This window comes from Nocardia sp. JCM 34519.1 (assembly GCF_020361265.1).
GTDB classification, from domain to species: domain Bacteria; phylum Actinomycetota; class Actinomycetes; order Mycobacteriales; family Mycobacteriaceae; genus Nocardia; species Nocardia arthritidis_A.
Genome location: NZ_JAIRBR010000019.1, coordinates 73,828 through 96,978, shown reverse-complemented (window position 1 = coordinate 96,978; position 23,151 = coordinate 73,828). Strand labels below are relative to the sequence as shown.

Annotated in this window: 26 protein-coding genes; 11 read left to right on the top strand and 15 right to left on the bottom strand. The window is 67.5% G+C overall.

All coding sequences use genetic code 11. The features are described from left to right. Positions 1–85: 85 nt before the first annotated feature. A complete protein-coding gene (locus LGY53_RS33745) occupies positions 86–892 on the bottom strand; it encodes an SDR family oxidoreductase (protein ID WP_225730746.1) in 807 nt (268 codons plus the stop codon). Positions 893–975: 83 nt separating this feature from the next. Further along, a complete protein-coding gene (locus LGY53_RS33740) occupies positions 976–1,488 on the bottom strand; it encodes an Lrp/AsnC family transcriptional regulator (RefSeq protein WP_374111268.1) in 513 nt (170 codons plus the stop codon). A 147-nt stretch (positions 1,489–1,635) separates the two neighbouring features. Between LGY53_RS33740 and pdhA the strand changes: the two genes are divergently transcribed. The 4 genes from pdhA to LGY53_RS33720 all read left to right on the top strand — a co-directional run bounded on the left by pdhA (position 1,636) and on the right by LGY53_RS33720 (position 5,708). Beyond that, positions 1,636–2,745 carry a pyruvate dehydrogenase (acetyl-transferring) E1 component subunit alpha gene (pdhA, locus tag LGY53_RS33735; protein ID WP_225730805.1) on the top strand — a complete coding sequence of 370 codons (1,110 nt, stop codon included), beginning with the start codon at positions 1,636–1,638 and terminating at the stop codon, positions 2,743–2,745. Continuing rightward, the gene (locus tag LGY53_RS33730; RefSeq protein WP_225730745.1) at positions 2,746–3,729 is read left to right on the top strand and encodes an alpha-ketoacid dehydrogenase subunit beta; all 984 of its coding nucleotides are present in this window, start codon (positions 2,746–2,748) and stop codon (positions 3,727–3,729) included. Positions 3,730–3,746: 17 nt separating this feature from the next. Beyond that, positions 3,747–5,171: a dihydrolipoamide acetyltransferase family protein gene (locus LGY53_RS33725; protein ID WP_225730744.1), complete on the top strand. Its 1,425-nt coding sequence runs from the start codon at positions 3,747–3,749 to the stop codon at positions 5,169–5,171. Between the two features lie 141 nt (positions 5,172–5,312). Beyond that, positions 5,313–5,708, top strand: coding sequence for a RidA family protein (locus LGY53_RS33720; RefSeq protein WP_225730743.1), 396 nt, complete (start codon positions 5,313–5,315; stop codon positions 5,706–5,708). Position 5,709: 1 nt separating this feature from the next. Here the strand turns inward: LGY53_RS33720 and LGY53_RS33715 are convergent, their stop codons facing one another. Together LGY53_RS33715 and LGY53_RS33710 are read right to left on the bottom strand one after the other, a co-directional pair. Next, positions 5,710–6,102, bottom strand: coding sequence for a thioesterase family protein (locus LGY53_RS33715; RefSeq protein WP_225730804.1), 393 nt, complete (start codon positions 6,100–6,102; stop codon positions 5,710–5,712). A 29-nt stretch (positions 6,103–6,131) separates the two neighbouring features. Further along, complete coding sequence (locus tag LGY53_RS33710) at positions 6,132–7,079, bottom strand: AraC family transcriptional regulator (RefSeq protein ID WP_225730742.1); 948 nt, start codon at positions 7,077–7,079, stop codon at positions 6,132–6,134. A gap of 81 nt (positions 7,080–7,160) precedes the next feature. Between LGY53_RS33710 and LGY53_RS33705 the strand changes: the two genes are divergently transcribed. Beyond that, a complete protein-coding gene (locus LGY53_RS33705; protein WP_225730741.1) occupies positions 7,161–8,009 on the top strand; it encodes an NAD(P)H-binding protein in 849 nt (282 codons plus the stop codon). Positions 8,010–8,151: 142 nt separating this feature from the next. Beyond that, positions 8,152–9,381 (top strand): MFS transporter, encoded by a 1,230-nt coding sequence (locus LGY53_RS33700; protein ID WP_225730740.1) that lies wholly within the window; start codon positions 8,152–8,154, stop codon positions 9,379–9,381. A 3-nt stretch (positions 9,382–9,384) separates the two neighbouring features. Here LGY53_RS33700 and LGY53_RS33695 read toward each other — a convergent pair whose 3' ends face one another. From LGY53_RS33695 to LGY53_RS33675, 5 genes are all read right to left on the bottom strand, one after another. Beyond that, a complete protein-coding gene (locus LGY53_RS33695; RefSeq protein WP_225730739.1) occupies positions 9,385–10,560 on the bottom strand; it encodes a DUF5925 domain-containing protein in 1,176 nt (391 codons plus the stop codon). A 42-nt stretch (positions 10,561–10,602) separates the two neighbouring features. Further along, positions 10,603–11,448, bottom strand: coding sequence for a hypothetical protein (locus LGY53_RS33690; protein WP_225730738.1), 846 nt, complete (start codon positions 11,446–11,448; stop codon positions 10,603–10,605). Positions 11,449–11,617: 169 nt separating this feature from the next. Then, positions 11,618–13,048, bottom strand: coding sequence for an NAD(P)(+) transhydrogenase (Re/Si-specific) subunit beta (locus LGY53_RS33685; RefSeq protein WP_225730803.1), 1,431 nt, complete (start codon positions 13,046–13,048; stop codon positions 11,618–11,620). Beyond that, positions 13,048–13,347, bottom strand: coding sequence for an NAD(P) transhydrogenase subunit alpha (locus LGY53_RS33680; protein ID WP_167472434.1), 300 nt, complete (start codon positions 13,345–13,347; stop codon positions 13,048–13,050). Before LGY53_RS33680 ends, LGY53_RS33685 begins: the two co-directional genes overlap by 1 nt. Further along, positions 13,347–14,465, bottom strand: coding sequence for a Re/Si-specific NAD(P)(+) transhydrogenase subunit alpha (locus LGY53_RS33675; protein ID WP_167472433.1), 1,119 nt, complete (start codon positions 14,463–14,465; stop codon positions 13,347–13,349). The genes LGY53_RS33680 and LGY53_RS33675 overlap by 1 nt, the downstream gene beginning before the upstream one ends. Positions 14,466–14,867: 402 nt before the next feature. On the opposite strand from LGY53_RS33675, the gene LGY53_RS33670 reads away from it, so the two are divergent. The 3 genes from LGY53_RS33670 to LGY53_RS33660 are packed head-to-tail and all read left to right on the top strand — an operon-like array spanning position 14,868 to position 16,836. Then, positions 14,868–15,305 (top strand): HIT family protein, encoded by a 438-nt coding sequence (locus tag LGY53_RS33670; RefSeq protein ID WP_225730737.1) that lies wholly within the window; start codon positions 14,868–14,870, stop codon positions 15,303–15,305. A 37-nt stretch (positions 15,306–15,342) separates the two neighbouring features. After that, a complete protein-coding gene (locus LGY53_RS33665; RefSeq protein WP_225730736.1) occupies positions 15,343–16,182 on the top strand; it encodes a maleylpyruvate isomerase family mycothiol-dependent enzyme in 840 nt (279 codons plus the stop codon). Further along, on the top strand, positions 16,183–16,836 hold the full coding sequence (locus tag LGY53_RS33660) for a Type 1 glutamine amidotransferase-like domain-containing protein (RefSeq protein WP_225730735.1): 654 nt from the start codon (positions 16,183–16,185) through the stop codon (positions 16,834–16,836). Here LGY53_RS33660 and LGY53_RS33655 read toward each other — a convergent pair. From LGY53_RS33655 to LGY53_RS33645, 3 genes are read right to left on the bottom strand one after another with little or no spacing between them, the layout of a single operon-like run. Then, the gene (locus LGY53_RS33655; protein WP_225730734.1) at positions 16,817–17,611 is read right to left on the bottom strand and encodes a MerR family transcriptional regulator; all 795 of its coding nucleotides are present in this window, start codon (positions 17,609–17,611) and stop codon (positions 16,817–16,819) included. The genes LGY53_RS33660 and LGY53_RS33655 overlap by 20 nt on opposite strands. 42 nt (positions 17,612–17,653) lie before the next feature. Next, entirely contained in the window at positions 17,654–17,974 is a 321-nt protein-coding gene (locus LGY53_RS33650) for a co-chaperone GroES (RefSeq protein ID WP_174867291.1), read from the bottom strand. A 20-nt stretch (positions 17,975–17,994) separates the two neighbouring features. Continuing rightward, on the bottom strand, positions 17,995–18,504 hold the full coding sequence (locus LGY53_RS33645; RefSeq protein WP_225730733.1) for a GtrA family protein: 510 nt from the start codon (positions 18,502–18,504) through the stop codon (positions 17,995–17,997). Between the two features lie 96 nt (positions 18,505–18,600). Between LGY53_RS33645 and LGY53_RS33640 the strand changes: the two genes are divergently transcribed. Then, on the top strand, positions 18,601–19,959 hold the full coding sequence (locus LGY53_RS33640) for an FAD-binding oxidoreductase (RefSeq protein ID WP_225730732.1): 1,359 nt from the start codon (positions 18,601–18,603) through the stop codon (positions 19,957–19,959). Between the two features lie 36 nt (positions 19,960–19,995). Then, positions 19,996–20,280 carry a GNAT family N-acetyltransferase gene (locus LGY53_RS33635; RefSeq protein ID WP_167472426.1) on the top strand — a complete coding sequence of 95 codons (285 nt, stop codon included), beginning with the start codon at positions 19,996–19,998 and terminating at the stop codon, positions 20,278–20,280. Here LGY53_RS33635 and rdmE read toward each other — a convergent pair whose 3' ends face one another. The 3 genes from rdmE to LGY53_RS33620 form a co-directional block, all read right to left on the bottom strand. Next, positions 20,281–21,855: an aklavinone 12-hydroxylase RdmE gene (gene rdmE / locus LGY53_RS33630; protein WP_225730731.1), complete on the bottom strand. Its 1,575-nt coding sequence runs from the start codon at positions 21,853–21,855 to the stop codon at positions 20,281–20,283. A 170-nt stretch (positions 21,856–22,025) separates the two neighbouring features. Then, positions 22,026–22,385: a hypothetical protein gene (locus tag LGY53_RS33625; protein WP_225730730.1), complete on the bottom strand. Its 360-nt coding sequence runs from the start codon at positions 22,383–22,385 to the stop codon at positions 22,026–22,028. 113 nt (positions 22,386–22,498) lie between these two features. Beyond that, a complete protein-coding gene (locus LGY53_RS33620; protein ID WP_225730729.1) occupies positions 22,499–23,029 on the bottom strand; it encodes a hypothetical protein in 531 nt (176 codons plus the stop codon). Positions 23,030–23,151: the final 122 nt, after the last annotated feature.

Genomic DNA, 23,151 nt, shown 5'->3' with positions numbered 1-23,151 from the left:
AACTAGCCCCCGTTCTTTACGGGAAGCGTGTCCCGTGTTTCGGCCAGGTGACGTGGGAGATATATCACCCGCCCGAGCGCCGGGCTCAGCCGCCGAGCGCGCTCTGGAACCGCCGCATGCCGCCGAGCCAGCGGTCGTAGTCGGATCCCTTGTGGCGGTACATCTTCAGCACCTCCGGATGCGGCAGGATCAGGAAGTGTTCGGCCGCGAGCCCCGCGACGATCACCTCGGCGACCTGTTCCGGGGTGAGCACCTCGCCCGCCGTCGTCACCGCCTTGACCGCCAGTTCCGCCTCGGCCGCATCCTCGGCGGGCACCAGCCCACCGTGCAGCAGTTGGGTGTCGACACCCATCGGGCATACGCAGCTGACTCGAATTCCCTTGTCGCCGTAGGTCACCGACAACCATTCCGCGAATCCGACAGCCGCGTGCTTGGATACCGAATACGGCGCGGACCCGAGCTGGGTGAGCAGTCCGGCCGCCGACGCGGTCGATACGAAATACCCACTGCCACGCCGCAGCCACCCGGGCATCAGCAGCCGCGCGGCCCGCACATGGGCCATGACATTGACCTCGAGCGCGGCGGCCCACTGCTCGTCGGTGCTGTTGAGCCCCGCGCCACCGCCGATGCCCGCATTCGCGAAATACAGGTCCACCGGCCCGAATTCGGCCTCGGCCCGCACGATCAGCGAGTGGATCGCCGCCGCGTCGGCGGCATCGCCCGCCGCCGCGATCGCACCGTCCCCGATCGACGCCGCGACCTTCGCCGCGGCCTCCCCGGCGATATCCGCGACAACCACCCGGGCCCCGTCGGCGACGAGCCGCCGCGCCAGCGCCGCCCCGATCCCCGCCCCGGCACCCGTGACAATGGCAACCTTGCCCGAAATCTCCATTCCCGCACCCTAGTGCGCGGTGCACCCTCGGCCCAGGGCCGTTATCGAGGCGACACCGCGACTGTCCCGGAACTTATTGCCGGTCAAGAGGATTCGGTGGCGCGATGCGAGCGGGCCAGCCGGTGCAGCAGCGGTGCGGTGCGCGGGCCGACCAGCTCGCGCATCACCAGCGCCATATTGGTGCGTTCGACGCCGGGAATCTTCAGGATCTGCCCGGCGATCCGGTACAGGTCGTCGGCGTCCTGGGCGACCACCCGGACGGTGAGATCGGTGAGCCCGGTCATGCCGCAGACCTCGGTCACCTCCGGCACCTCGGCGAGCTCGTCCACCACCGAATCCAGCTGATGCTGATCGACGACCACCGCGACGAACGCCGACAGCGGATAGCCGAGCGCCCGCGGCCGCACCCGTCGTTCGAAGCTGCCGAGCACCCCGCCCGCCTCCCACCGCGACAGCCTGGCCTGCACGGTATTGCGTGAGAGCCCGAGCCGGGCGGCCAGTTCGACACCGGTGGCCCTGGGGTTCGCGACCAGTTCCAGCAACAGGCGCGCGTCGGTCGCGTCCAGTGTCATGTCGACGGATTCTCGACTGCTCATACGACGCAGTATGACACCATGGATGCGGTCGAAATTGGGCATTCTGCTCATGCGCGTGTCGATCGCTTGCGCAGAGCGCATTCTCGTGGAAGCTGTGTGGTATACGACACATGTGCGTTCGGCACCGTGGCGAGGAGGCGGTCGATGATGCCGGAAAAGCCCATCTACCCGGTCCAATTGATACAGCCGGACGGCCGCCGCGTGCTCGACCGGGAAAATGCCGCGCTGGTAGCCGACGTCGGCCCGGAACAGTTGCGCCGACTATACGAGGACATGGTGGTCGCGCGGCGCATCGATGCCGAGGGCACCGCGCTGCAGCGCCAGGGCCAGCTCGGCCTGTGGGCGCCGCTGCTCGGGCAGGAGGCCACCCAGGTCGGCTCGGCACACGCCCTGCATCCGGACGACTATGTGTTCTGCAGTTATCGCGAGGCGGCGGTCGCCTATTGCCGCGGCGCCGATCCCGCATCGATCACCAGGCTCTGGCGCGGCGTCGCGCACTCGTGCTGGGATCCGAACGCCATCAATATGACCAACCCGAACATCATCGTCGGCTCGCAGGGCCTGCACGCGACGGGTTACGCCTACGCGGCGCATCTGGACGGCGCGGAGATCGCCGTGCTCACGTATTTCGGTGACGGCGCCAGCAGCCAGGGCGATATCGCCGAGGCGCTCGGCTTCGCATCCGCTTGGAGTGCGCCGGTGGTATTCCTTTGCCAGAACAATCAGTGGGCGATCAGCGAACCGGTGCGGGTGCAGAGCCAGACCCCGATCGTGCGGCGTGCCTACGGCTATGGGATTCCGGGCGTCCAGGTCGACGGCAATGACGCACTCGCCGTGCTCGCGGTCACCAGGCAGGCGATCGAGCGGGCGCGCAGCGGCGGCGGGCCGTCGTTCATCGAGGCCATCACCTACCGGATGGGCCCGCACACCACCGCCGACGACCCGACCCGCTACCGCACCGCCGCCGAGCTGGAGGAATGGGCGCGCCGCGATCCGATCGATCGGCTGCGCCGCCTGCTCGACCGCGAAGGATATCTGGACGAGGAGTTCGAGGCCCGGGTGCGGGCGCACGCCGACGAGATCGGCGCGCTGGTGCGCCGCACGACCATCGAGATGCCCGATCCGGATCCGATGGAACTGTTCGAACATGTCTATGCCACCCCGCACGCGCTTGTCACCGAAGAGCGGCGGGACTACGCGGCGTACTTGGCCGGCGATCCCGGCGAGTCGACCGCGCGAACGGAAGGAGTCCCGTAAATGATCACCACCTTCGCGGGCGCGCTCAACACCGGTATGCGCCGGGCCTTGGAGGACGATCCCAAGGTGCTGTTGATGGGCGAAGACATCGGAAAGCTCGGCGGCGTCTTCCGCGTGACCGACACACTGCAGAAGGATTTCGGGAACAACCGCGTGATCGATACCCCGCTGGCCGAATCCGGCATTGTCGGAACGGCTTTCGGGATGGCGCTGCGCGGTTACCGGCCGGTGTGCGAGATCCAGTTCGACGGGTTCGTATATCCGGCCTTCGACCAGATCGTCTCGCATGTGGCCAAGATCCACTACCGCACCCAGGGTAGGGTCACCGCGCCGCTGACGATCCGCATCCCGTTCGGCGGCGGAATCGGTTCGGTGGAGCACCATTCCGAATCACCGGAGGCGTACTTCGCGCATACCGCGGGGCTGCGGGTGGTCAGCCCGAGCAATCCGGCCGACGCGTATCTGATGATCCGCCAGTCGATTTCGCTCGACGATCCGGTGATCTTCTTCGAACCCAAGCGCCGCTACCGGGACAAGGCCGATGTCGATTTCGCGGCGCTCGACGCGGGCGGCGAGCTCACGCTGGAGCAGGCCCGCGTCTGCGTGACCGGTACCGACGCCACGGTCGTCGCGTATGGCGGCACCGTCGCGTCGGCGCTGACCGCCGCGAAAATCGCCGCCGAGGAGGGCAATTCGCTCGAGGTGATCGATCTGCGCAGCCTTTCCCCGATCGATTTCGACACCATCGAGGAGTCGGTGCGCAAGACCGGGCGATTGATCGTCGCGCACGAGGCGCCGGTATTCGCCGGGCTCGGCGCGGAGATCGCCGCCCGCATCACCGAACGCTGCTTCTACCATCTGGAAGCGCCGGTATTGCGGGTGGGCGGATTCGCCATCCCCTACCCGCCGTCCAAACTGGAAAAGCATCACCTGCCCGATCCCGACCGTATCCTGGCCGCGCTCGATCGCTCGCTCGCCGCCTAGCCCGAAGGGTTTGCCACGTGGAAGACACTGCGCAGCAACAGAATTCGAATATCCTGGAATTCCGGCTGCCGGATCTCGGCGAGGGGCTCACCGATGCCGAGCTGGTGTCATGGGCGGTCGCGGTCGGCGACACCGTCGAGCTGAATCAGACCATCGCCGAGGTGGAGACGGCCAAGGCGGTGGTGGCGCTGCCGTCGCCGTTCGCCGGGCGAGTCGTCGAATTGCTGGCCGAGCCGGGGGCGACGGTGCTGGTGGGCGCGCCGCTGATCCGGGTGGCCAGCGATGCGGAGCCCACCGCCGATCCGGGCTCCGAGCAGCAGCGGAACGCGGTACTGGTGGGATATGGACCCGAACCCGAGGCCGCGTCCCGCCGGCGTCGCCGACCGGGCCGGACGACCGAGAACGGACCGGTCGCGAACGGCGCGCAGATCAGCAATGGCACCGTAATGCCCGTCGAGGATCAGGCCACGACCGAGGATTCCGCGAATAATACTGCCGCCCAAACATATTCGCCGGAAGCCTATCGCGCAGCCGCGACGCCCGCCGCCCGCAAGCTCGCCCGCGAGCTGGGTATCGACCTCTGGTATGTCGCGGGTTCGGGTCCGGACGGCGCGGTCACCGTCGAGGATGTCCGTGGGGCCGTACCGGTTTCGCAGCCGCGCGTACCGGCTCCGCAGGCCGCGCCCACCGCGCCGCCGCCCCAGCGGACCCAATCCGGTTCCGGCGTCGTCCGTCCCGCGGCCCGCGAGGAACGCACACCGATCGCCGGTGTCCGCAAACGCACCGCCGCCGCCATGATCGCCAGCGCCCGCACCATCCCACAGGCGGCCACCGCGGTCACCGTCGACGTCACCGGCTCGATGGAATTGATCGATCACCTACGCAGCACAAAGGCTTTCGCCGAGCTGACGCTGACACCCCTTGCGCTGGTTGCCAAATCGGTGCTCGCGGCCATCGCCGAATTCCCGGGCATCAACGCGCACTGGGACGAACAGAACCAGCAGATCGTCACCAAGCACTACGTGAACCTCGGCATCGCCGTCGCGGCCGACCGGGGCCTGCTGGTGCCGAATATCAAAGAGGCACAGGCGCTCAACCTGCGCGACCTGTGCCGGGAGATCGGCTGGCTGGTCGACACCGCACGCTCCGGCGCCGCGACCCCGACCGACCTGCGCGGCGGCACGTTCACCATCAGCAATGTCGGGGTATTCGGCGTCGACACCGGCATTCCCCTGGTGAATCCGGGCGAGGCGGCCATCCTCTGCCTGGGCGCGATTCGCAAGCAGCCCTGGGTCTATCGCGATGAGCTGGCCATCCGCTGGGTGACGACGCTGACCCTGAGCTTCGACCACCGCCTCATCGACGGCGAATTGGCCGCCCGCTTCCTCGCGACGACGGCGGGTTTGCTGGAGGATCCGCTGACTCTGCTCAGCCGCGTCTGACCGACCGGGAATGGATCGGCGGCGCGGGGATGTTGGCCGGTGATGTGTCCGCGCGGACCGGTCCTACCAAAGGTGGACGCGACTTTCGCTCGGACACAGCTACGTTCGTCAAGCAATCTTCGAGCGAATACGGGAGCTGTCATGAGTCTCGATACGGCCCAACGCATCACCATCGAGCAGGACTACTACGAGCCCTACGCGATCTCGCAGGGCATCCGCAGCGGCAACCTGCTGTTCTTGTCCGGGCAGGCCGGGATCGAAGCCAGCGGCGCCACGGTACCCGGCGGATTCGAGGCGCAGGCGCGGCAGGCGTTCGCGAATATCGCGGCCGTGCTGGCCCAGGCGGGCGCCACGCTGGCCGATGTGGTGAAGGCGACCATCATGGTCACCGATATGAGCAATCTGGAAACGATCATCAAGCTGCGGCGCGAATTCTTCAGCGAGCCTTACCCCGCCGATACCCTGTTGCAGGTCGCGGGCCTGGCGCAGCCCGATTGGCAGATCGAGATCGATGTGATCGCCCAGCTGGGCAGCTGATCTAGTCGGTGACCAATGCGGCCGCGGCGGTGCGGATGATCTCCGGAATCGCCACGGGTTTGCGGGTTTCGGCGTCCACGTAGACGTGGACGAAGGTGCCGGTGGCGGCCAGCTCCAGCGAACCGTTGGTGTCGCGGAAGATCGCCAGATCATAGGTGATGCTGGAGCGGCCGAGCCGGGAGATACGCAGGCCGACCCGCAGCTGGTCCGGGAAGCTCAGCGAGCCGAGGAACTGGCAGGAGGTCTGGGCGACGACGCCGAGCGCGGGCAGTTCGCGGATATCGCGGCCGGTGGCCTGCATCAGCCAACCATTAACCGCGGTATCGAAATAGGAGTAATACGTCACGTTGTTGACGTGACCGTAGTGGTCGTTGTCCGACCAACGGGTCGGCATCGGCCAGAGCACCGGATATTGCTGCTGCGTCACCCGGCCGACGATAGCCCAGTCACCCCGTGCCGGTGATCGCGCGGGCTGACCCCGAAATGCCGTTTGAACGCGGTGCTCAACGCGAACGCGCTGCCATAGCCGACCTGCCTGGCGATCGCTTCCACCGTCGAATCGCTTTCCTGCAGCAGGTCGGCCGCCAGCGCGAGCCGCCATTCGGTGAGAAAGGACATCGGCGGCTCGCCGACCAGATCGGTGAATCGTTTGGCCAGCGCGGCCCTGGACACCCCGACGGCCGAGGCGAGGCCCGCGACCGTCCAGCCGTGCGCCGGATTGTGCTGCAACAGCCGCAGCGCCCGGCCGACCAGCGGATCACCATAGGCGTGGTACCAGGCGGGAGCGTCGTTGCGGGCGAACCAGGCGCGCAGCGCGGCGATGAGCACCAGATCGAGCAGACGGTCGAGCACGACGCTCTGTGCGGGCTCGTCCCGAACCGCCTCGTCGACAAGCAATTCCAGCAGCCTGGCGTCGAAATCGCCGCGCTGCAACACGATAAGCGGTGGCAGCGCACGCAGCAGCCGCTGGCTCGCCGCCCCCGCCGACTCGTAGGACCCGGTGACCAGCACGGTCTTGCCGTCCGGGTTGGTCCCCCATTGGCGCAGGCCGAGACTCAATGTCTCGCAGACGATTTCGCCGTCCGGAGTTTTGGTGACATTGCCCGGCTCGATGAAGATCTGCGGCTCGGTCGCCGGGTCGTCGGCCATCGTGTAGTGGTCCGGACCGCGGAATATCGCGACATCGCCGACGCCGACCTGCCGGGGCGCACCGCCGTCGGTGACGATCCACCCGCCGCCGCGCACCACCGCGACGATGGTCAGCGGCGCCTCGTCGCGCACCCGCAGCGACCACGGCGGATCCAGCAGCGAACACATCACGAACGCACCGCGGGCACGTGGACCTTCGAGGAGACTGGCGAGCGCATCCACCCGATCCACGGTAGACGATGACGAATGATCGCGAGTCGTTCGACGATGTTTTGTCGACGCGCGCACCGGTGTACTCGAGGCATGCCAAAAAACACCGCAGACCAGCCCTTCGTCCTCGTCACCGGAGGCACCGGCAAGACCGGCAGCCGCGTCGTCGCCCGGCTCACCGACATGGGCCGACCCGTCCGGATCGGGTCACGTAAGGCCGATATCCCGTTCGACTGGGCGGACCGCGCGACCTGGGCCCGGGCCCTCACCGGAATCACCGCCGTCTACCTCGCTTACCAGCCCGATATCGCGGTGCCGACCGCGCCGGACACCATTCGCGCGTTCACCGCCGCGGCCAAGGCGGCGGGGGTGCGCCGGGTGGTGCTGCTGTCCGGTCGCGGCGAGCCGGAAGCCGCCGTCTGCGAGGGCATCGTGCGGGATTCGGGTCTCGAATGGACCATCGTGCGCTGCGCCTGGTTCGCGCAGAATTTCAGCGAGGGCGCCTTCGTCGACTATGTGCTGGCAGGCGAATTCGCGGTGCCGAACGGCGATGTGCCGGAACCGTTCGTCGACGCCGACGATATCGCCGATGTCGCGGTCGCCGCGCTCACCGAGAACGGGCACACCGGAGAGGTTTACGAGCTCACCGGGCCGCGCGCGCTGACCTTCGCCGAGGCGGTGGCCGAGATCGCGGCCGCCACGGGCCGGGAGATCGCCTTCATCCCGATCTCGCGCACGGATTTCGTTGCGGCGCTGACCGAATACCAGGTGCCCGCCGATGTGGTGAGCCTGCTGGACTACCTGTTCGCCACCGTGCTCGACGGCAGGAACTCCGCGACCGCCGATGGCGTCCAGCGTGCGTTGGGAAGGGCGCCAAGAGATTTCGCCGATTACGTGAAGGGCGTCGCGGCCACCGGAGCATGGAATATTCAGGAGCAGTAGGGAGTTGGAAAGAAGGTGCCGCGGGATTGGACCGCGACGACGGGGTCCATTCGACCGGGTCACTGCCGGGTCGACGACGCCTCGGCACCGGTCCCGCGGTTCGCTCGATGCGGCGGCAGGCGATCATCTGTACCGTCGATTGGTGTCTGCCACAACGCTCGATCGGCCCACCCGCGTCGCGCGCGGTGCGGTGTTCACGATCTTCACGCTCAACGGCTTTCTGATGGCGATGTGGGTCGTGCACATTCCGGTGATCACCGACCACACCGGCGTCGATCCCGCCACCCTCGGCAGCTTCATCCTGTTGATGGCGGGCGCGGCCATCGTCGGAATGCGGGTCGCGGGGCCGCTGGCCGACCGGTTCGGCAGCCGGACGCTGGTCGCCGCCGCCGCGACCGTCACCTCGGTCGCCGTGCTCGGCCCCGGACTCGCCGGCAGCCCGTTGGGCCTCGCGATCGCCCTGTCCTGCTTCGGATTCGGCAACGGCGCGCTGGACGTGTCGATGAATACCCAAGCGGTGCACGTGGAACGCGCGTACGGACGCCCGATCATGGCGGCGTTCCATGCACTGTTCTCCGGCGGCGGCCTGCTGGGTTCGCTGTTGGGTGCGGCGACGCTGCGCGCGGGCTGGGACGCCCGCCTGACCCTGTCCCTCGCGGCCGGTGCCGGAATCCTGCTGACGGCGGCCCTGGTTCCCCGACTGCTCCGCGATACCCACCCGACCGAGGCGGATCCGGCCGATCCGCACACCGGTTTCCGAGCGGATTCCGGGACAGCCGGTCACGATGCGCCGCACCCCGATTCCACGCCGAAGCCCGCGGCCGCGCGCATCCGAAAGGTGCTCGCGCTGGCCGGGATCGCATTCGGGGTGCTGCTCGCCGAGGGCGTCGCCAACGACTGGAGCACCCTGCACATGCGCGACCACCTGGGCGCCGACGCCGCCACCGCCGCACTGGCTTTCGGCGCGTTCTCGGTCACCATGACCATCGGCCGGCTCGCCACCGATCGGGTCAGCGGCGCATTCGGCCGGGTCGCGGTGGTCCGCTATGGAACGGCCATGGCGGCAGCGGGTTTCGCATTGATCATCGGATCGCTGTGGATCCCGCTGACGCTGCTCGGCTGGACCATGGCCGGATTCGGCCTGTCCGGTGTCGTCCCGCAGATCTTCACCGCTGCGGGCAATCTGGGCTCGCGGACGGCCGCCACCGATATGTCGCGGGTCTTCGGCCTCGGCTATTTCGGCCTGCTGGCGGGACCAGCGTTGATCGGCTGGTTCACCCTTCTCGTTCCGCTGACGATCGCGATGACGGTGCCGCTGGTCGCGGTTCTGCTGTGCTTCATCCTCGCCGATGCCGTTGCTCCGCAGCGGTAATCGCTACAGATACATACCTGGACTCGCGGGATCGCTTGCGACGGACCGGATCCGCGCCTCACCGTCGCGGTGCGCGACCAATTCGGCAAGGGTCGCACCGTATTCGACGGTGCCGAGGCGCGGCGCGCCCGCCCGGTCCAGCCAGGCGGCGGCCTCCGCGGGCGACAGGCGGCCGACCTCGATCTGCGCGAGGCAGCGCCCGGGGCGGATGACGGCCGGATGCAGCCGGGACAGATCCTCGTTGGTGGTGATCGCGACCAGCACATCGCGGCCCTGGCCGAGTATGCCGTCGGTGAGGTTGAGCAGACGCGAAAGGCCCTGGCCCGCAGTCTCTTTCGCTTCACCGCGGATCAGCTCGTCACAGTCCTCCAGCACCAGCAGCCGCCAGCGCTGGCCGTGTTCGCCGTCCGCGTCGACGCCCGCCGCCACCTCCATGAGATAGCCGGGGTTGGTGAACAGCACCTCCGGGTCGAGCACACAGTCGAATTGACACCAGGACGCCCACGCGCGGGCCAGTGCGCGCAGCGCGGTGGTCTTGCCGGTGCCCGGCGGGCCGTGCAGCAGGATGAGCCTGCCGGTGACCTCGGCCGCCGTCAACGCCATCAGCCGATCCATCGCCGCCGCGACGGCGCCCGAATAATTGCCCCGGATCTCCGGCCATTCAGGCGTGGAGACCACCCGGCCACGGCGGCGCGAACCGCGCACGTCCATATGCCAGAAACCCATGTCGACGGTTTCGGTGGCCGCAGTTGTCTCGGTGGCGTCCCGGATCGCCTCGGCGAGCACCGAGCGCGCGAGATCGTCGCTCTCCGCCGTGATTTCGAGCATGGCCGAACCGCCGGACCAGCGCACCGAGCGCAGGGTCCAGCCGGGTCCGGCCGAGAGCACGGCGCCGGTGTTGTCCTCCTCGGCGGCCCGCACCACGTGCGCGCCGCCCGGACGCAGTTGGGCGTCCGAGCGGACCCGTTCCAGATGCATCGTCCGTGCGTAGGGCTGATCGCCGCGCAGGAACGGCGCCAGCGCGAGCGCGTCCAGCGCATCCCGCATGGTGTAGGAGGAATCGATGGCGGCGGACCACGGAAGCCGGGTCGCGGCGGCGGGCTCCGGCGACGATCCCTGGGCGGGTGCTTCGGAACCGATCAGCCGCAGCGGCTCATTTCGTGCAGACACCCCGACCATGATCATCCCGGGGCCCGCCCGCTGTCCACCGAATTTACGGCGTCACTTCGGCTCGACCAGGCACAGCGTCATCGGATCGGGTTTCGGATAGACGATCGTCTCGCGTTCGGTGTAATCGCTGCCGCAGGCGCTCGGCGTCGCCTGACCGGTGACTATCCGGCCGATCTTGAAGTCGGCCGAGGAGGTGCAGGCCACCTTGGTGCTCGCACCGAGTGTCGACGTCTTGACGCAGTCGCCCTCTTTGACGTTCAGGCGCAGGCACAGCGTGTAATGGTTGCCCTTGCCGGTTTCGTAGTAGCTGGCGTAGTCCTTGGTCGCGCAATCGGCGTCGGATTTGTCGATCCGCTGTGCCACCACGTAATTCGCCTCGGCGTCGCCGCAGTCCTTGGTCGCGAACTCCGGTTTGTAGGTGGTTCCGGATAGTTTCGCGCACTGGCCGACATTGATCTTCTGTGGATCAGAACGCAGCAGCCGACTGGCTCCGAACAGCCCGCCACCGACCACCACCAGCACCACGAGCGCGATCACGATCTTGAGCGCCGATTTGCCGCCGGACTGCGGCGGCGTCGGCGAGTACGGGGCGGGCGGCACGCCGGGAATGCCCGGCTGCTGCCCCGGGAACCCTTGCTGCCCAGGCTGATTCGGCGGTGGAAAGCCGCCCTGCTGATAGCCGCCCGGCGGGGGCGGCGGTGGATATCCGCCCTGTGGATAGCCACCCGCGGGAGCCTGCTGCCCCGGCGCGGGCGGATATCCCCCCGGATTGCCAAGCTGCGCGCCCGATTCGGGTTGCGGCGGACCGTATCCCGGTGCGGCGGGCGGATATCCCGGCTTTTGGCCCCAACCTGGCTGCGGCTGACCGGAATTCGGATAGTTCGGTGGTGTGGTCATCTGATCCCTCCCCGGGTCCGAGAAAATCCGGTCGTACCTCTCGACCGGCGACCTCCACGCAGAATCTAGCCGAATGCAATCCCCGAGTTATCCGGCGGCCCCGTACTGCCCACTCAGTGAGACGGCCCGCCGTTGCGCGTCGAAGCGAAACGGCGGGCCGTCGTCGGTTTTACAGTGCCTTCAGTTCCTCGGTGACCGCACCCACCGATTTCTTGGCGTCACCGAACAGCATCGAGGTGTGGTCGGCGTAGAACAGCGGGTTGTCGATTCCGGCGAAGCCGCTGTTCATGGATCGCTTGAGCACGATGACGCTCTTGGCCTGGTCCACGTTCAGCACCGGCATGCCGTAGATCGGGCTGGAGCTGTCCTCGCGGGCCGCCGGATTGGTGACATCGTTCGCGCCGATCACCAGTGCCACATCGGTGCGGGCGAATTCGCCGTTGATATCGTCCATTTCCTTGAGCGCGTCATAGGACACCTCGGCCTCGGCCAGCAGCACGTTCATATGGCCGGGCATGCGGCCCGCGACCGGGTGGATGGCGTATTTGACCTCGACGCCCTTGGCCTCGAGCAGCGCGGCCATCTCCTTCACCGCATGCTGGGCCTGCGCCACCGCCATGCCGTAACCGGGGACGACAATCACCTGGTTCGCGTAGGCCATCTGGATCGCGGCGTCGGCCGCGGAGGTGGCCTTGGCCTGCTTCTGCTCACCGCCCGCGCTGCCGACGGCGACGCCGCCACCGCCGAAGCCACCCGCGACGATGGCCGGGATGGACCGGTTCATCGCCTTGGCCATCAAGTTGGTCAGGATCGAACCGGACGCGCCGACGATCATGCCCGCGACGATCATCGCGGTGTTGTTCAGCGCCAGACCCGCCGCGGCGGCCGACAATCCGGTCAACGCGTTGAGCAGCGAGATCACCACGGGCATATCGGCGCCGCCGATCGGCAGCACCACCATCAGCCCGAGCACACCGGCCAGCACCAGCACCGCGATCATCCACAGTTGGGACACACCGTCTTCGGTGGCGCCGACCCCGATCACCACCGCGGCCGCGATGGCGCCCGCGAGCAGCAGCAGGTTCAGCGGCTGCTGCAGTTTGCCGATGCCGATCGGGCGGCCGGGCAGGATCTCCTGCAGTTTGCCGAAGGCGATCAGCGAACCCCAGAACGACACCGAACCGATGATCGCCGCGAACAGCGACCCGATGACGATATGCACCGTCGGCTGCTCGTCGAAGTGCGAAAAGCCATGGGAATTGATGAATTCCGACCAGGCGATCAGCGCGACGGTGCCGCCGCCGACACCGTTGAACGCGGCCACCAACTGCGGCATCGCGGTCATCTTGGTGAATTTGGCGGGCGGAACGCCGAGCAGTACGCCGACGACGACACCCGCGATGATCAGGATCCAATTCGAGGTGTGCCGCACCGAAATCAACGTCGCCACAACGGCGATCACCATGCCCGCCGCGGCGATCAGGTTGCCGCGCACCGCGGTCTTCGGGCCGGTCAGGCCCATCAGGCCGTAGATGAACAGCGCGAACGCGACGATATATAGCCCGTTGACCAGGTAGGTCACATTGTCGAAGGTGTGCATCACTTGGCCGCCTTCTTGCTCTTGAACATGCCGAGCATGCGGTCGGTGACCACGAAACCGCCGATCACGTTGAGGGTTCCGAAGACCACCGCGATGAACAGGATGATCTGGGTGAGGATCGACGGATCCTTGACATTGCCGAGCGTGACCAGCGCGCCGAGCACGACGATGCCGTGAATGGCGTTGGTGCCCGACATCAGCGGGGTGTGCAAGGTGTTGGGCACCTTGGAGATCACGGCGAATCCGACGAACCCGGACAGCACCAGGATCGCGATATTCGCGAGAAGTTCTGTGTACATTACTTTTCCACCTCACGGGTGACGCATGAATCCGCCAGCACCTGATCGCTGAAGTCGGGGGCCAGTTTTCCGTCCACCAGCATCAGTTCCAGCAGTGCCGCAATGTTTTTCGAGTACAGCTCGCTGGCGTGTTCGGGCATGGTGGCCGGCAGGTTCAGCGGTGAGGCGATGGTGACCTCGTGCTTGACAACGGTTTTGCCCGGTTCGGTGAGTTCGCAGTTGCCGCCGGTCTCACCGGCCAGGTCGACGATCACGCTGCCGGGCTTCATCCCCTCGACGGCCGCGGCGGTGACCAGGCGCGGCGCGGGACGACCCGGCACCAGCGCGGTGGTGATCACCACGTCGAAGCCCTTGATCGCGTCCTCCAAAGCCTGCTGCTGCCTTGCCTTTTCGTCGTCGGTGAGCTCGCGGGCATAGCCGCCCTCACCGGCGGCGTCGATGCCGAGGTCGAGCCACTGCGCGCCCACCGAGCGCACCTGATCGGCGACCTCGGGGCGCACGTCGTAGCCGGTGGTGCGCCCGCCGAGCCGCTTCGCGGTGGCCAGCGCCTGCAGTCCGGCCACGCCGACGCCGAGCACGAGCACGGTCGCGGGTTTGACGGTGCCCGCGGCGGTGGTGAGCATCGGGAAGAAGCGGGTCGATTCGGAGGCGGCGAGCAGCACGGCCTTATAGCCCGCGACATTGGCCTGTGAGGAGAGCGCGTCCATCACCTGGGCGCGCGAGATGCGCGGAATCGCCTCCACCGCGAAGGCTTGCACCCCAGCGGATTTCAGCTTGGCGATCTGGTTGTCGGCATTGCGCGGGGCCAGGAAGCCGATGAGGGTCTGCCCGGCCGCCAGCTTGGCCACCTCCGCGTCGTTGGGCGGCGCGACCTTGACGACGACGTCGGCCGACCATGGATCGCCGATGGTCGCGCCCGCCGCGACGTAGGCGTCGTCGGGGATGAGCGCGCCGAGGCCGGCGCCGGGCTCGATCACCACATCCACACCGTGCTTGACCAGACTCGGAATGATCTTCGGTACCAATGCGACACGTCGTTCGCCCGCGTTGGACTCGCGAACAACTCCGACACGCGCGCCACGCGGCGACGAATCGCCTACGCTCTGCGTTGCCTCCACTTGTCTGACTTCCTTCTCGTGCTGAGTTTCGAGCCACCGATAGACGGCCGGGGCGATCTACTGTTCGCCGACTGTGCTGTGTCGTCGGCCTGAGCGTTATTACTTGTGAGTAAGGTTGCCTGGATCTCGCAAACTGTACCCGGCCCGCCGTGAGCGTATCTGAGATGCCCGTCACATACGGGAGCCGGATTCCGGCGTTATGCCCGAATCTCCGGTGGCCAACCTCCTACCCGTACCCGGCGAATCGGTCGATCGCCGATTTCGATGGTGATCGGCTCGGGCGAGCCGAACAAGACCGAACGTACGGGTCGCTTACTTACTCAAAGGTTCGAGACGAGGTCGGCCGTACTGTGTAAAACCGGACAGTGACGCGGATCATGACCAGGCCGTAAGGTCTGCCCTGTGAAGGACTGCGTGTTCTGCCGCATCGTGGCGGGTGCGGCGCCCGCCACCAAGGTCTACGAGGACGAGACGCTGTGCGCGTTCCTCGACATCCGGCCGATCGTGCGCGGCCACACGCTGGTGATTCCCAAGCGGCACGCCACCGAGTTGGAGGATCTGGACGCCGAACTGGGCGCGCACATATTCCGCGCCGGGCACCGGCTGGCGCTGGCCATCCGGCGCAGCAGCCTCGCCGCGAACGGCGCGAACCTGGTGCTCAACGACGGCACCGCGGCCTTCCAGACGGTTCCGCACGTGCACCTGCACGTCATCCCGCGGCGCAAGGGCGACAAATTGAGCTTCGCGACGGGCCTGGTGCTGCGCCGCCCGCACGATCCCGAATCCACCGCGGCCGCCATTCGCGCGGGCATCGCGGCGCTGGATGCCTCGGCCGACTGAGTTCGACCGAATACCGCTGGACGAGAGAGGAATTCGCATGACCGACCGCACCCTGGAGCGTCCGCCGCTGATCGCCGGGCTCGCCGAGCAGTGGGACGCGATCGCCGCACTGGTCGCCGACCTGGACGAAACCGGCTGGCGCACAGCGTCTCCGCTGCCGGGGTGGACGGTTTTCGACGTGGTGGCCCACGTTGTCGGCACCGAATCCTGGCTGCTCGGCGAGAAACCACCCGCGCTGCCGGACGGGGTCGAGAAGATCGACGTGCGCACGCTGCCGCACGTGCGCAACGACACCGCCGCGTTGAACGAGATCTGGGTGCAGCGGCTGCGGCCCCGCTCGGGCGCACAGCTGCTCGAGCTGTACCGGGAGGTGATCGACCGGCGCCGGAAGGCCTTGGCGGCCATGGACGATGCGCAATGGCAGGCCGAGACGCCGTCACCGATCGGGCAGGTGAGCTATGGCCGGTTCATGCGGGTGCGGCTGTTCGACTGCTGGATGCACGAACTCGATATCGCCGACGCGTTGGGCGTCACGGTGGACGAGGGCGGTGCGCGGGCCGAACTCGCCTTCGCCGAATTCGCCGGTTCGATCCCCAGGGTGGTGGTGAAACGCGGTGGTGCGCCGCAGGGTTCGCGGATCGCCGTCACGCTCACCGGTCCGTTGGCGCGCGAGCTGCGCATTCAAGTGGACGGGCGGGCCGCTTATGTCGAATCCTTCGACGGGCCGGAAACCGTCGGAATCCGCTTGGATTCGGGGCTTTTCGTGCGGCTCGGCGGTGGGCGCACCGCCGCGGCCGACCACCTCGGCGAGATCGCCATCACCGGTGACGCGGAGCTCGGCCGCAGGCTGGTCGACAACCTGGCCTTCACGCTGTAGATGCGACTATTCCTGTCCAGCTACCGGTTCGGCGCACACCACGACCGGCTCGTCGAGCTGGCCGGCGCGCCGGGCCGGGTCGCGCTCATACCCAACGCCTGCGACGCCTGGCCCGCGGCCTGGGCGTCGGCGGTGACCAGCGATCTGGTGCCGCTGCGGCGGCTCGGCTACACGCCCGAGGTGCTCGATCTGCGCGAATACCTCGGGCGCGGTGCGGAACTGGCGCGCAGGCTCGCGGATTATCCGCTGGTGCTGGCGCGTGGCGGCAACACCTTCGTGCTGCGCGCCCAGTTCGCCCGCAGCGGAGCCGATCTCGCGCTCACCCGGCTGCTGGCCGATGACGCCCTTGTCTACGCCGGATACAGCGCGGGCGCCGCCGTCATGACACCCGATCTGCACGGCCTGGAGACGGTGGACGATCCGGCCGAGGTCGCGACCGCGGGCGGCGACGAAATCCGCTGGGACGGCCTCGGATTGGTCGACCGCCCGATCGTCCCCCATATCGACTCACCGACCGATTTCGACGGTGAATGCAAGCGATTCGCCGAAAACCTTCGCGCCCAAGGCATCCCGCACTGGGCGCTCACCGACGACGACGCCATCGTGGTAGACGGCGACCGAGTCGAGGAACTGATCAAGCCAACGGCGACATGAAGGTCCACAGGCGCCCCTCCGGGTCGCGGGCGCTGTAGTCGCGGTACCCGTAGAACTGATCTGTCGGCTCGTAAAGTATCTCGGCGCCACCGGCTTTCGCATGCCTGAAGTGTGCGTCGACGTCATCGACCACGATCGACATACCCTCGGTGCACACGCCGACCGTCGCAGGCGACTGCAGGCCGAACTGTTCGGAGACCGCGTGCAACCAGATCACCCCGTCGCCCGCGGTGACCTCGCCGTGGTGCACGGTGCCATCCGCACCGCGGCTCAGCTCACCCGGCTCCAAACCGAAGACGGTGGTGAGGAATTCGTGCGCTGCGGCGATGTCGCGGTAGACCAGCGTCGGTATGCGGCGTCGAATCTTGGTGTCCAGCATGGCCATATCCTCCAAAGTGCCCAGCAGCTCGGGTGTTTCGAGACTGCGGTGATCGGTGATCGCGGCGACCATCGCGGTCAGCCGGTGGCGCAGCCGATGCCCGACGGCCAGCCGATGGTCGAGCTGGGCCATGTGCCGGTGCAGCACCCCGCGCAGATCCCACGCCGGATCGTCGAGCGCGGCGGCCACCTCGTCCAGCCGCAGCCCGAGCCCGCGCAGCAGGCCGATGCGGTACAGCCGCTGCACATCGTCACCCGAGTACAGCCGATGCCCGGCGCCGCTGCGGCCCGAGGGCGAGAGCAGGCCGATCTCGTCGTAGTAGTGCAGGGTGCGGATGGTCAGCCCACTGGCCGCGGCCAGCTCGCCGACCTTGACGTACTCGCTCGTCTTCGCCACGAATCCGACGGTAGGTCCTCACGCCGCGTGAGGTGCAAGGGTTCAGAGGTAGAGGCCGGTGCCGTGTTCGGGTTGTTCGCTGGCCACCGCGTGCAGGTCGCGTTCGCGCAGTACCAGGTAGGCCTGGCCCTTGATCTCGACCTCGTACTGGTCGTCGGCGCTGAACAGCACCCGGTCACCGACCCGGACCGAGCGCACGTGCGCGCCTACGCCGGACACCTGGCCCCAGGTCAATCGCTTGGCAACCTGCGCCGTCGCCGGAATCAGAATTCCTCCGCTGCTACGGCGTTCGCCCGCCTCGGGCGTCACCCGGATCATGACCCGGTCGTGCAGCATCTGAATTTCGAGTTGAGCTTCGGACACCGGCGGAGTGTACCGGGCGACTAGTACGCGTCCGTCGCTAGTTCCGGTTCGGCCGGGGTGTCCCGACGGCGGAATACCACCCAGCGCATCGCGCTGTACATGTAGATCGCCTCGCAACCACCCGCGAGCAGCCGGGACAGATGGTATTCGACGCCGAGCATCGCCAGCCCGCTGCCGACGCCCATGATGAACGCGAGATAGTTGATCGCCACGACGATCACGTAGACGACCATCTGCCTGCCCACCGGCGCGTGCGAATGGAAGTTGAAGGTGCGGTTGAGCAGGAAGCTCAATCCGAACGCGCAGATATAGGCCACGGTCACCGCCAGCCAGACCGGAACGCCGAGCCCGCCGTGCAGCACCGTGAGCAGCGTCAGATCCACCCCGAAGGTGCAGCCGTTGATCAACGCGAAACCCAGGAAGGTCGGTGCGACAAGACGATTCAGCCCCAGCGGCAACCGCGCCACCACGGCCTCGCACCAGCGGGAGAAGCGATCCGCGACGGTTTCGATCCGGGGATGATCAGACACCCGGCCAGCCTGCCAGCGGCAGGTGTCCACCAGATGATCAACCGGCAAACCCGCACCTCGGGACGCAACGGGCCGCAGAGCGCTAGCGTGAATGCCGTGGACCTGCATGACCTGATCACCCGACTACCCGACGGCGCGGTGCTCACCGATCCGAACCTGCTCGCGACCTACCGCCAGGACTGGGCGCGCGACCCCGGCGCGGGCACACCGCTCGCGGTGGTCCGCGCGACCGGCACCGAGGACGTCGCCGCGACGCTGCGCTGGGCGCATGAGCACCGGGTGCCGGTGGTGCCGCGCGGGGCCGGGTCCGGGCTGTCCGGCGGGGCGACCGCGGTCGACGGCGGCATCGTGCTCAGCACCGAGCGCATGCGGGCCATCACCGTCGATCCGGTGACGAGAACCGCCGTGGTACAACCGGGTCTGCTCAACGCCGAGGTGAAACGCGCTGTCGCGGAACACGGTCTGTGGTATCCGCCGGATCCGTCATCGTTCGAGATGTGCTCGATCGGCGGTAACGCGGCCACCAACGCGGGCGGGCTGTGCTGCGTGAAGTACGGCGTGACAACGGATTACGTGCTCGGCATGGAGGTGGTGCTGGCCGACGGCGCGGTGGTGCGGCTCGGCGGGCCGCGGTTGAAGGATTCGGCCGGGCTCTCGCTCACCAAGCTGTTCGTCGGCAGCGAAGGCACTTTGGGCGTCATCACCGAGCTCACGCTGCGCCTGCTGCCCGCGCAGCCGCCGCAGAGCACGGTGGTGGCCAGCTTCGCGACATTGACGGCGGCCACCGAGGCGATCCTGTCCATCACCGCCCAATTGCGGCCGTCCATGCTGGAATTCATGGATTCGATCGCCATCAACGCGGTCGAGGATTCGCTGCGGATGGGCTTGGATCGCGATGCGGCGGCACTGCTGGTCGCCCGCTCCGACGCGCCCGGTGAATTCGCCGCGCACGAGGCCGGGATAATGCTGGCCGCCTGCGAAAAGGCCGGTGCGACAGAGGTTTTCCACACCGAAGATCTGGAGGAGGGCGAGGCGTTCACCGCGGCAAGGCGTTTCGCCATTCCGGCGGTGGAGAAGATCGGGCCGCTGCTGCTGGAGGATGTCGGGGTGCCGCTGCCCCGGCTCGGCGATCTGGTCACCGGCATCGCCGAGATCGGGCGGCGCAACGAGGTGACCGTCTCGGTGATCGCGCACGCGGGCGACGGCAACACCCACCCGCTGATCGTGCACGACCCCACCGACCCGGACAACACCGAGCGCGCGCATCGCGCCTTCGGCGAGATCATGGATCTGGCCATCGCGCTCGGCGGTACCATCACCGGCGAGCACGGCGTCGGACGGTTGAAGAAGGCGTGGCTGCCCGATCAGCTCGGCCCCGACGTAATGGCGCTCACCCGGCGGATCAAAGACGCACTCGATCCGCACGGGATTCTCAACCCCGGCTCGATCCTCTAACGGAACAATCGATCCCGCTCAGGAGTTGCATCCGATATGACGACCAGGCTCGAGCACAATGCCGCCGACACCCGTTTCGAAATCTATGTCGACGACGTTCTGGCCGGTTACGCCGACTACGCCGAGCGCACGGAACCCAAGGTCCGGGATTTCCACCACACCATGACCTTCCCGGAGTTCCGCGGCCAGGGCATCGCCGCCAAGGTGGTCGAGTTCGCGCTGGCGGATTCGCGCGCCCAAGGGTTTTCGGTCATCCCCACCTGCTGGTATGTGGACAAGTTCATCGCCGAACACAGCGAGTACGGCGACCTGGTCGGGTAATCACCTGGCCAAGATCGTGCCGAGTGCGTCGAGCAGGGCCCGCTCCGGGTCGCTCGGTGCGTCGACGGCGCGCCAGGCGACGATGCCGTCCGGCCGCACCAGGCTCGCACCCGACGGGCCGATCCCGTAGCGGGCGCGGAAATCACCGTCCGTATCGGTCAGTTCCCTGCCGATCGTGTGGGTGCGCAGGCCGTGACGCTCGGCGATACCGGACCAGAATCCGCCGTCCGCACCGGACAGCAATACGAAGTCGTGGCCGAAAAGGTCGATGGTGGAAAGCTTTTCGCCGTTGCGGTGCAGCCGAACGTGCGGTGCGCGGAACCCGGGGCGGCCACTGGGCCGGTACGGGTCCTCGGCGTCGGCGCGATCGTCGTCATCGATGAGCACCGCGGACGAGCGGTAGCGGAAGCCGAGCGTCAACTCGGCGGCACGCTGATGATCGGGGACCCCATCGGCGTCGGGCGACGCACCCGGCCCGCGACTGGCCACCAACCGCAGCGCCTCGGCGACAACCCGCTCGGCGATCGGGCGGCGCTCGGCGTCATAGGTGTCGAGCAGTCCGGGCCCCGCCGACGAGTCGAGTACCGCGGCTAGCTTCCATGCCAGGTCATACGCATCGCCGATCGCGGTGTTGCCGCCGAATCCGCCGCTGGGCGGCGTCACCTTCGCGGCATCACCGGCGAGCAACACCCGCCCCACCCGGAACCGGTCCGCCACCGTCGCCGCCATTTCCCACGGCCGCACGGCCAGGATCTTCGGTTCGAGCTCCGGGGATTCGGTGATCAGCCGGATCAGTTCGGTGCACCGCTCGGTGGTGAAGTCCGCGGGCGACTGTCCGGCGGCCGGGTCGTATCCGATGCTGAACACATGCCGATCGATGGCGTGGTCGACGGTGACGAATATGCCGTAGCCGTGTATCCGTTCGTTGTGCAGCACATGCAGCGCTCGCTGCTCCCGGTCCAGCAGATCGCCGAGATCGGCATCGAAGATGATGCTCACGCTGTGGCCCAGGCTTTCGCTGCCGTGCCGGTCGATGCCGAGCCGCGCACGCACGCCGCTGCGGTTGCCGTCGGCGGCGACGAGGTAATCCGCGCGTACCCGGCCGGTCCGCTCGGGTCCGCGGAGCACGGCCGTCACCCCGTCGTCATCCTGGGTGAAGGACACCAGCTCGGTGCCGAAACGCAGTTCCGCGCCGAATTCGACCGCGCGCGTACGCAATAGCGGCTCCAGCTTGTCCTGACCGAGCGTGCCGACCCCGGCCGGGGAGAGGGTGCTCAGGTTTTCGGCGACGGTCTCAAGCGGCTCCTCGTGGAAGGCCGGTCCCGCCAGAGTGGCCGCCATCCGCACCCGCAGCCCCGGTGTTTTCGGGGTGATCGTCGGCACGTCGGCCGCGATACCGCCGTATCCGAGCAGTTCCATCGTGCGCTGGTTCTGCCCGACCGCCCTTGGGAACAGCGATGTTCCGGTGTGCCGCTCCACCAGCAGCACGCCGACTCCACGCCGGGCCAGGAACATCGCGCTGGACAGGCCTGCCAGCCCGGCGCCGACGACGAGTACCGGAACGCGCTCCCCCACGATCGCCACCTCCGTGAATCAGAAACCTTATCTACCAAGGATGTTCAGCGCAGCAGGATCCAGTGTGCGATGAGACCGTCACCGGCACAATCGGTTTTCACCGGCGCCGAGTGGGTGGCGGCTACGACGCCCGGGACTCCTGGCGTCGTAGCCTTTCGTTCAGCCGCGTGCTATCCGGCGGAACCCGTTGGCGGCCTGGAGTTGTCGACTACCGCGCTGCGGTAATCGATCCAGATCGGATCGCGCCACATGTCGCCGGGACTCGTGCAGCTGACGCTGATGTTTTCGGTCGAGTGCGGGCGGACACGTTGCCGCACCACCACCTGCCCGGTGATGCGGCGCTGGCCGAAGTCCGTGCACTGCCCGACGCCCTCTACCCGATAGGTATCGTCGGTGTCGTTGCGGCAGGTGAATCCGTCGCATGAAACTCCGGGCGCCAATTCCTGCGCGGCGGCCTGTGGCGCCAACACGCCCACCGCACTTCCGAACAGAGCAGCGATACCAAGGCCGACTGCCACCTGGTGACGCATGCGCATAACTGAATCAACTCCAATCGACGAGCCCGACCCGCGCGCAAATCTACCGATGAGCTCGACAAATGGGATATTTCGGCATCATCGACAGATCATCCGGCCATCACCGGCTAGCCGGCGAGGACCTCACATATGTCCTCGTAGGGGCCCACCAAAGCCAGCAGTTGCCGGGTGATCTGACCGCCCTGCCGCGTCACCCGCACGGACATGAAGCCGTGGGAGATGTACCAGTGGTGCCGGGCGGAGGCGGGCGAGTCGGAGCCGTGGAATCCGGCCGACCAATCACCGCCGCTCAGCACGAAGTCGTCCTGGTCGAGCGTGGGATAGACCAGCGTGCCGTCGCCGGATATGTTCCGGTCCACTGTCCGTCCGGTGTCGGTATTCGTTATCCGAATCACCAAAGCGCCTGTCTCCGTGCCGAATAGGGGTCGACCCGCACCGTCGTACCAGACCTGCTCGGTCAAATCGCTCACCGGGAACTCCACGTGCGCGGGAAACGCGCACACCTCACCCGCCGGATAATCGAACGGTGTGGATCCGGGGTGGGTGACGACCGGGCCTCCGGTATCCGCCTCGGCCGGACCGGCGAACGCACCTGCGGCGGCAATTATGGCCAGGGACAAGATAATTCGTCCACGCATCGCAATACTCCTCTCGGATGCGCGCCAATTCTGCCCCGGAACTTTCATCGGCCGACGGCTTTTCACCCATGCGCCGCAGATCCCGCACAGGCGTTTGCGATTCCGGGTCTCTCCTTTCGGGT

What these genes read in the sequence shown, in the direction of transcription:
- LGY53_RS33745 (WP_225730746.1), bottom strand. Translation starts at nt 892, where the DNA reads ATGGAGATTTCGGGCAAGGTTGCCATTGTCACGGGTGCCGGGGCGGGG.
- LGY53_RS33740 (WP_374111268.1), bottom strand. Translation starts at nt 1,488, where the DNA reads ATGAGCAGTCGAGAATCCGTCGACATGACACTGGACGCGACCGACGCG.
- pdhA (WP_225730805.1), top strand. Translation starts at nt 1,636, where the DNA reads ATGCCGGAAAAGCCCATCTACCCGGTCCAATTGATACAGCCGGACGGC.
- LGY53_RS33730 (WP_225730745.1), top strand. Translation starts at nt 2,746, where the DNA reads ATGATCACCACCTTCGCGGGCGCGCTCAACACCGGTATGCGCCGGGCC.
- LGY53_RS33720 (WP_225730743.1), top strand. Translation starts at nt 5,313, where the DNA reads ATGAGTCTCGATACGGCCCAACGCATCACCATCGAGCAGGACTACTAC.
- LGY53_RS33715 (WP_225730804.1), bottom strand. Translation starts at nt 6,102, where the DNA reads ATGCCGACCCGTTGGTCGGACAACGACCACTACGGTCACGTCAACAAC.
- LGY53_RS33705 (WP_225730741.1), top strand. Translation starts at nt 7,161, where the DNA reads ATGCCAAAAAACACCGCAGACCAGCCCTTCGTCCTCGTCACCGGAGGC.
- LGY53_RS33695 (WP_225730739.1), bottom strand. Translation starts at nt 10,560, where the DNA reads ATGGTCGGGGTGTCTGCACGAAATGAGCCGCTGCGGCTGATCGGTTCC.
- LGY53_RS33690 (WP_225730738.1), bottom strand. Translation starts at nt 11,448, where the DNA reads ATGACCACACCACCGAACTATCCGAATTCCGGTCAGCCGCAGCCAGGT.
- LGY53_RS33685 (WP_225730803.1), bottom strand. Translation starts at nt 13,048, where the DNA reads ATGCACACCTTCGACAATGTGACCTACCTGGTCAACGGGCTATATATC.
- LGY53_RS33680 (WP_167472434.1), bottom strand. Translation starts at nt 13,347, where the DNA reads ATGTACACAGAACTTCTCGCGAATATCGCGATCCTGGTGCTGTCCGGG.
- LGY53_RS33665 (WP_225730736.1), top strand. Translation starts at nt 15,343, where the DNA reads ATGACCGACCGCACCCTGGAGCGTCCGCCGCTGATCGCCGGGCTCGCC.
- LGY53_RS33660 (WP_225730735.1), top strand. Translation starts at nt 16,183, where the DNA reads ATGCGACTATTCCTGTCCAGCTACCGGTTCGGCGCACACCACGACCGG.
- LGY53_RS33635 (WP_167472426.1), top strand. Translation starts at nt 19,996, where the DNA reads ATGACGACCAGGCTCGAGCACAATGCCGCCGACACCCGTTTCGAAATC.
- LGY53_RS33625 (WP_225730730.1), bottom strand. Translation starts at nt 22,385, where the DNA reads ATGCGTCACCAGGTGGCAGTCGGCCTTGGTATCGCTGCTCTGTTCGGA.
- LGY53_RS33620 (WP_225730729.1), bottom strand. Translation starts at nt 23,029, where the DNA reads ATGCGTGGACGAATTATCTTGTCCCTGGCCATAATTGCCGCCGCAGGT.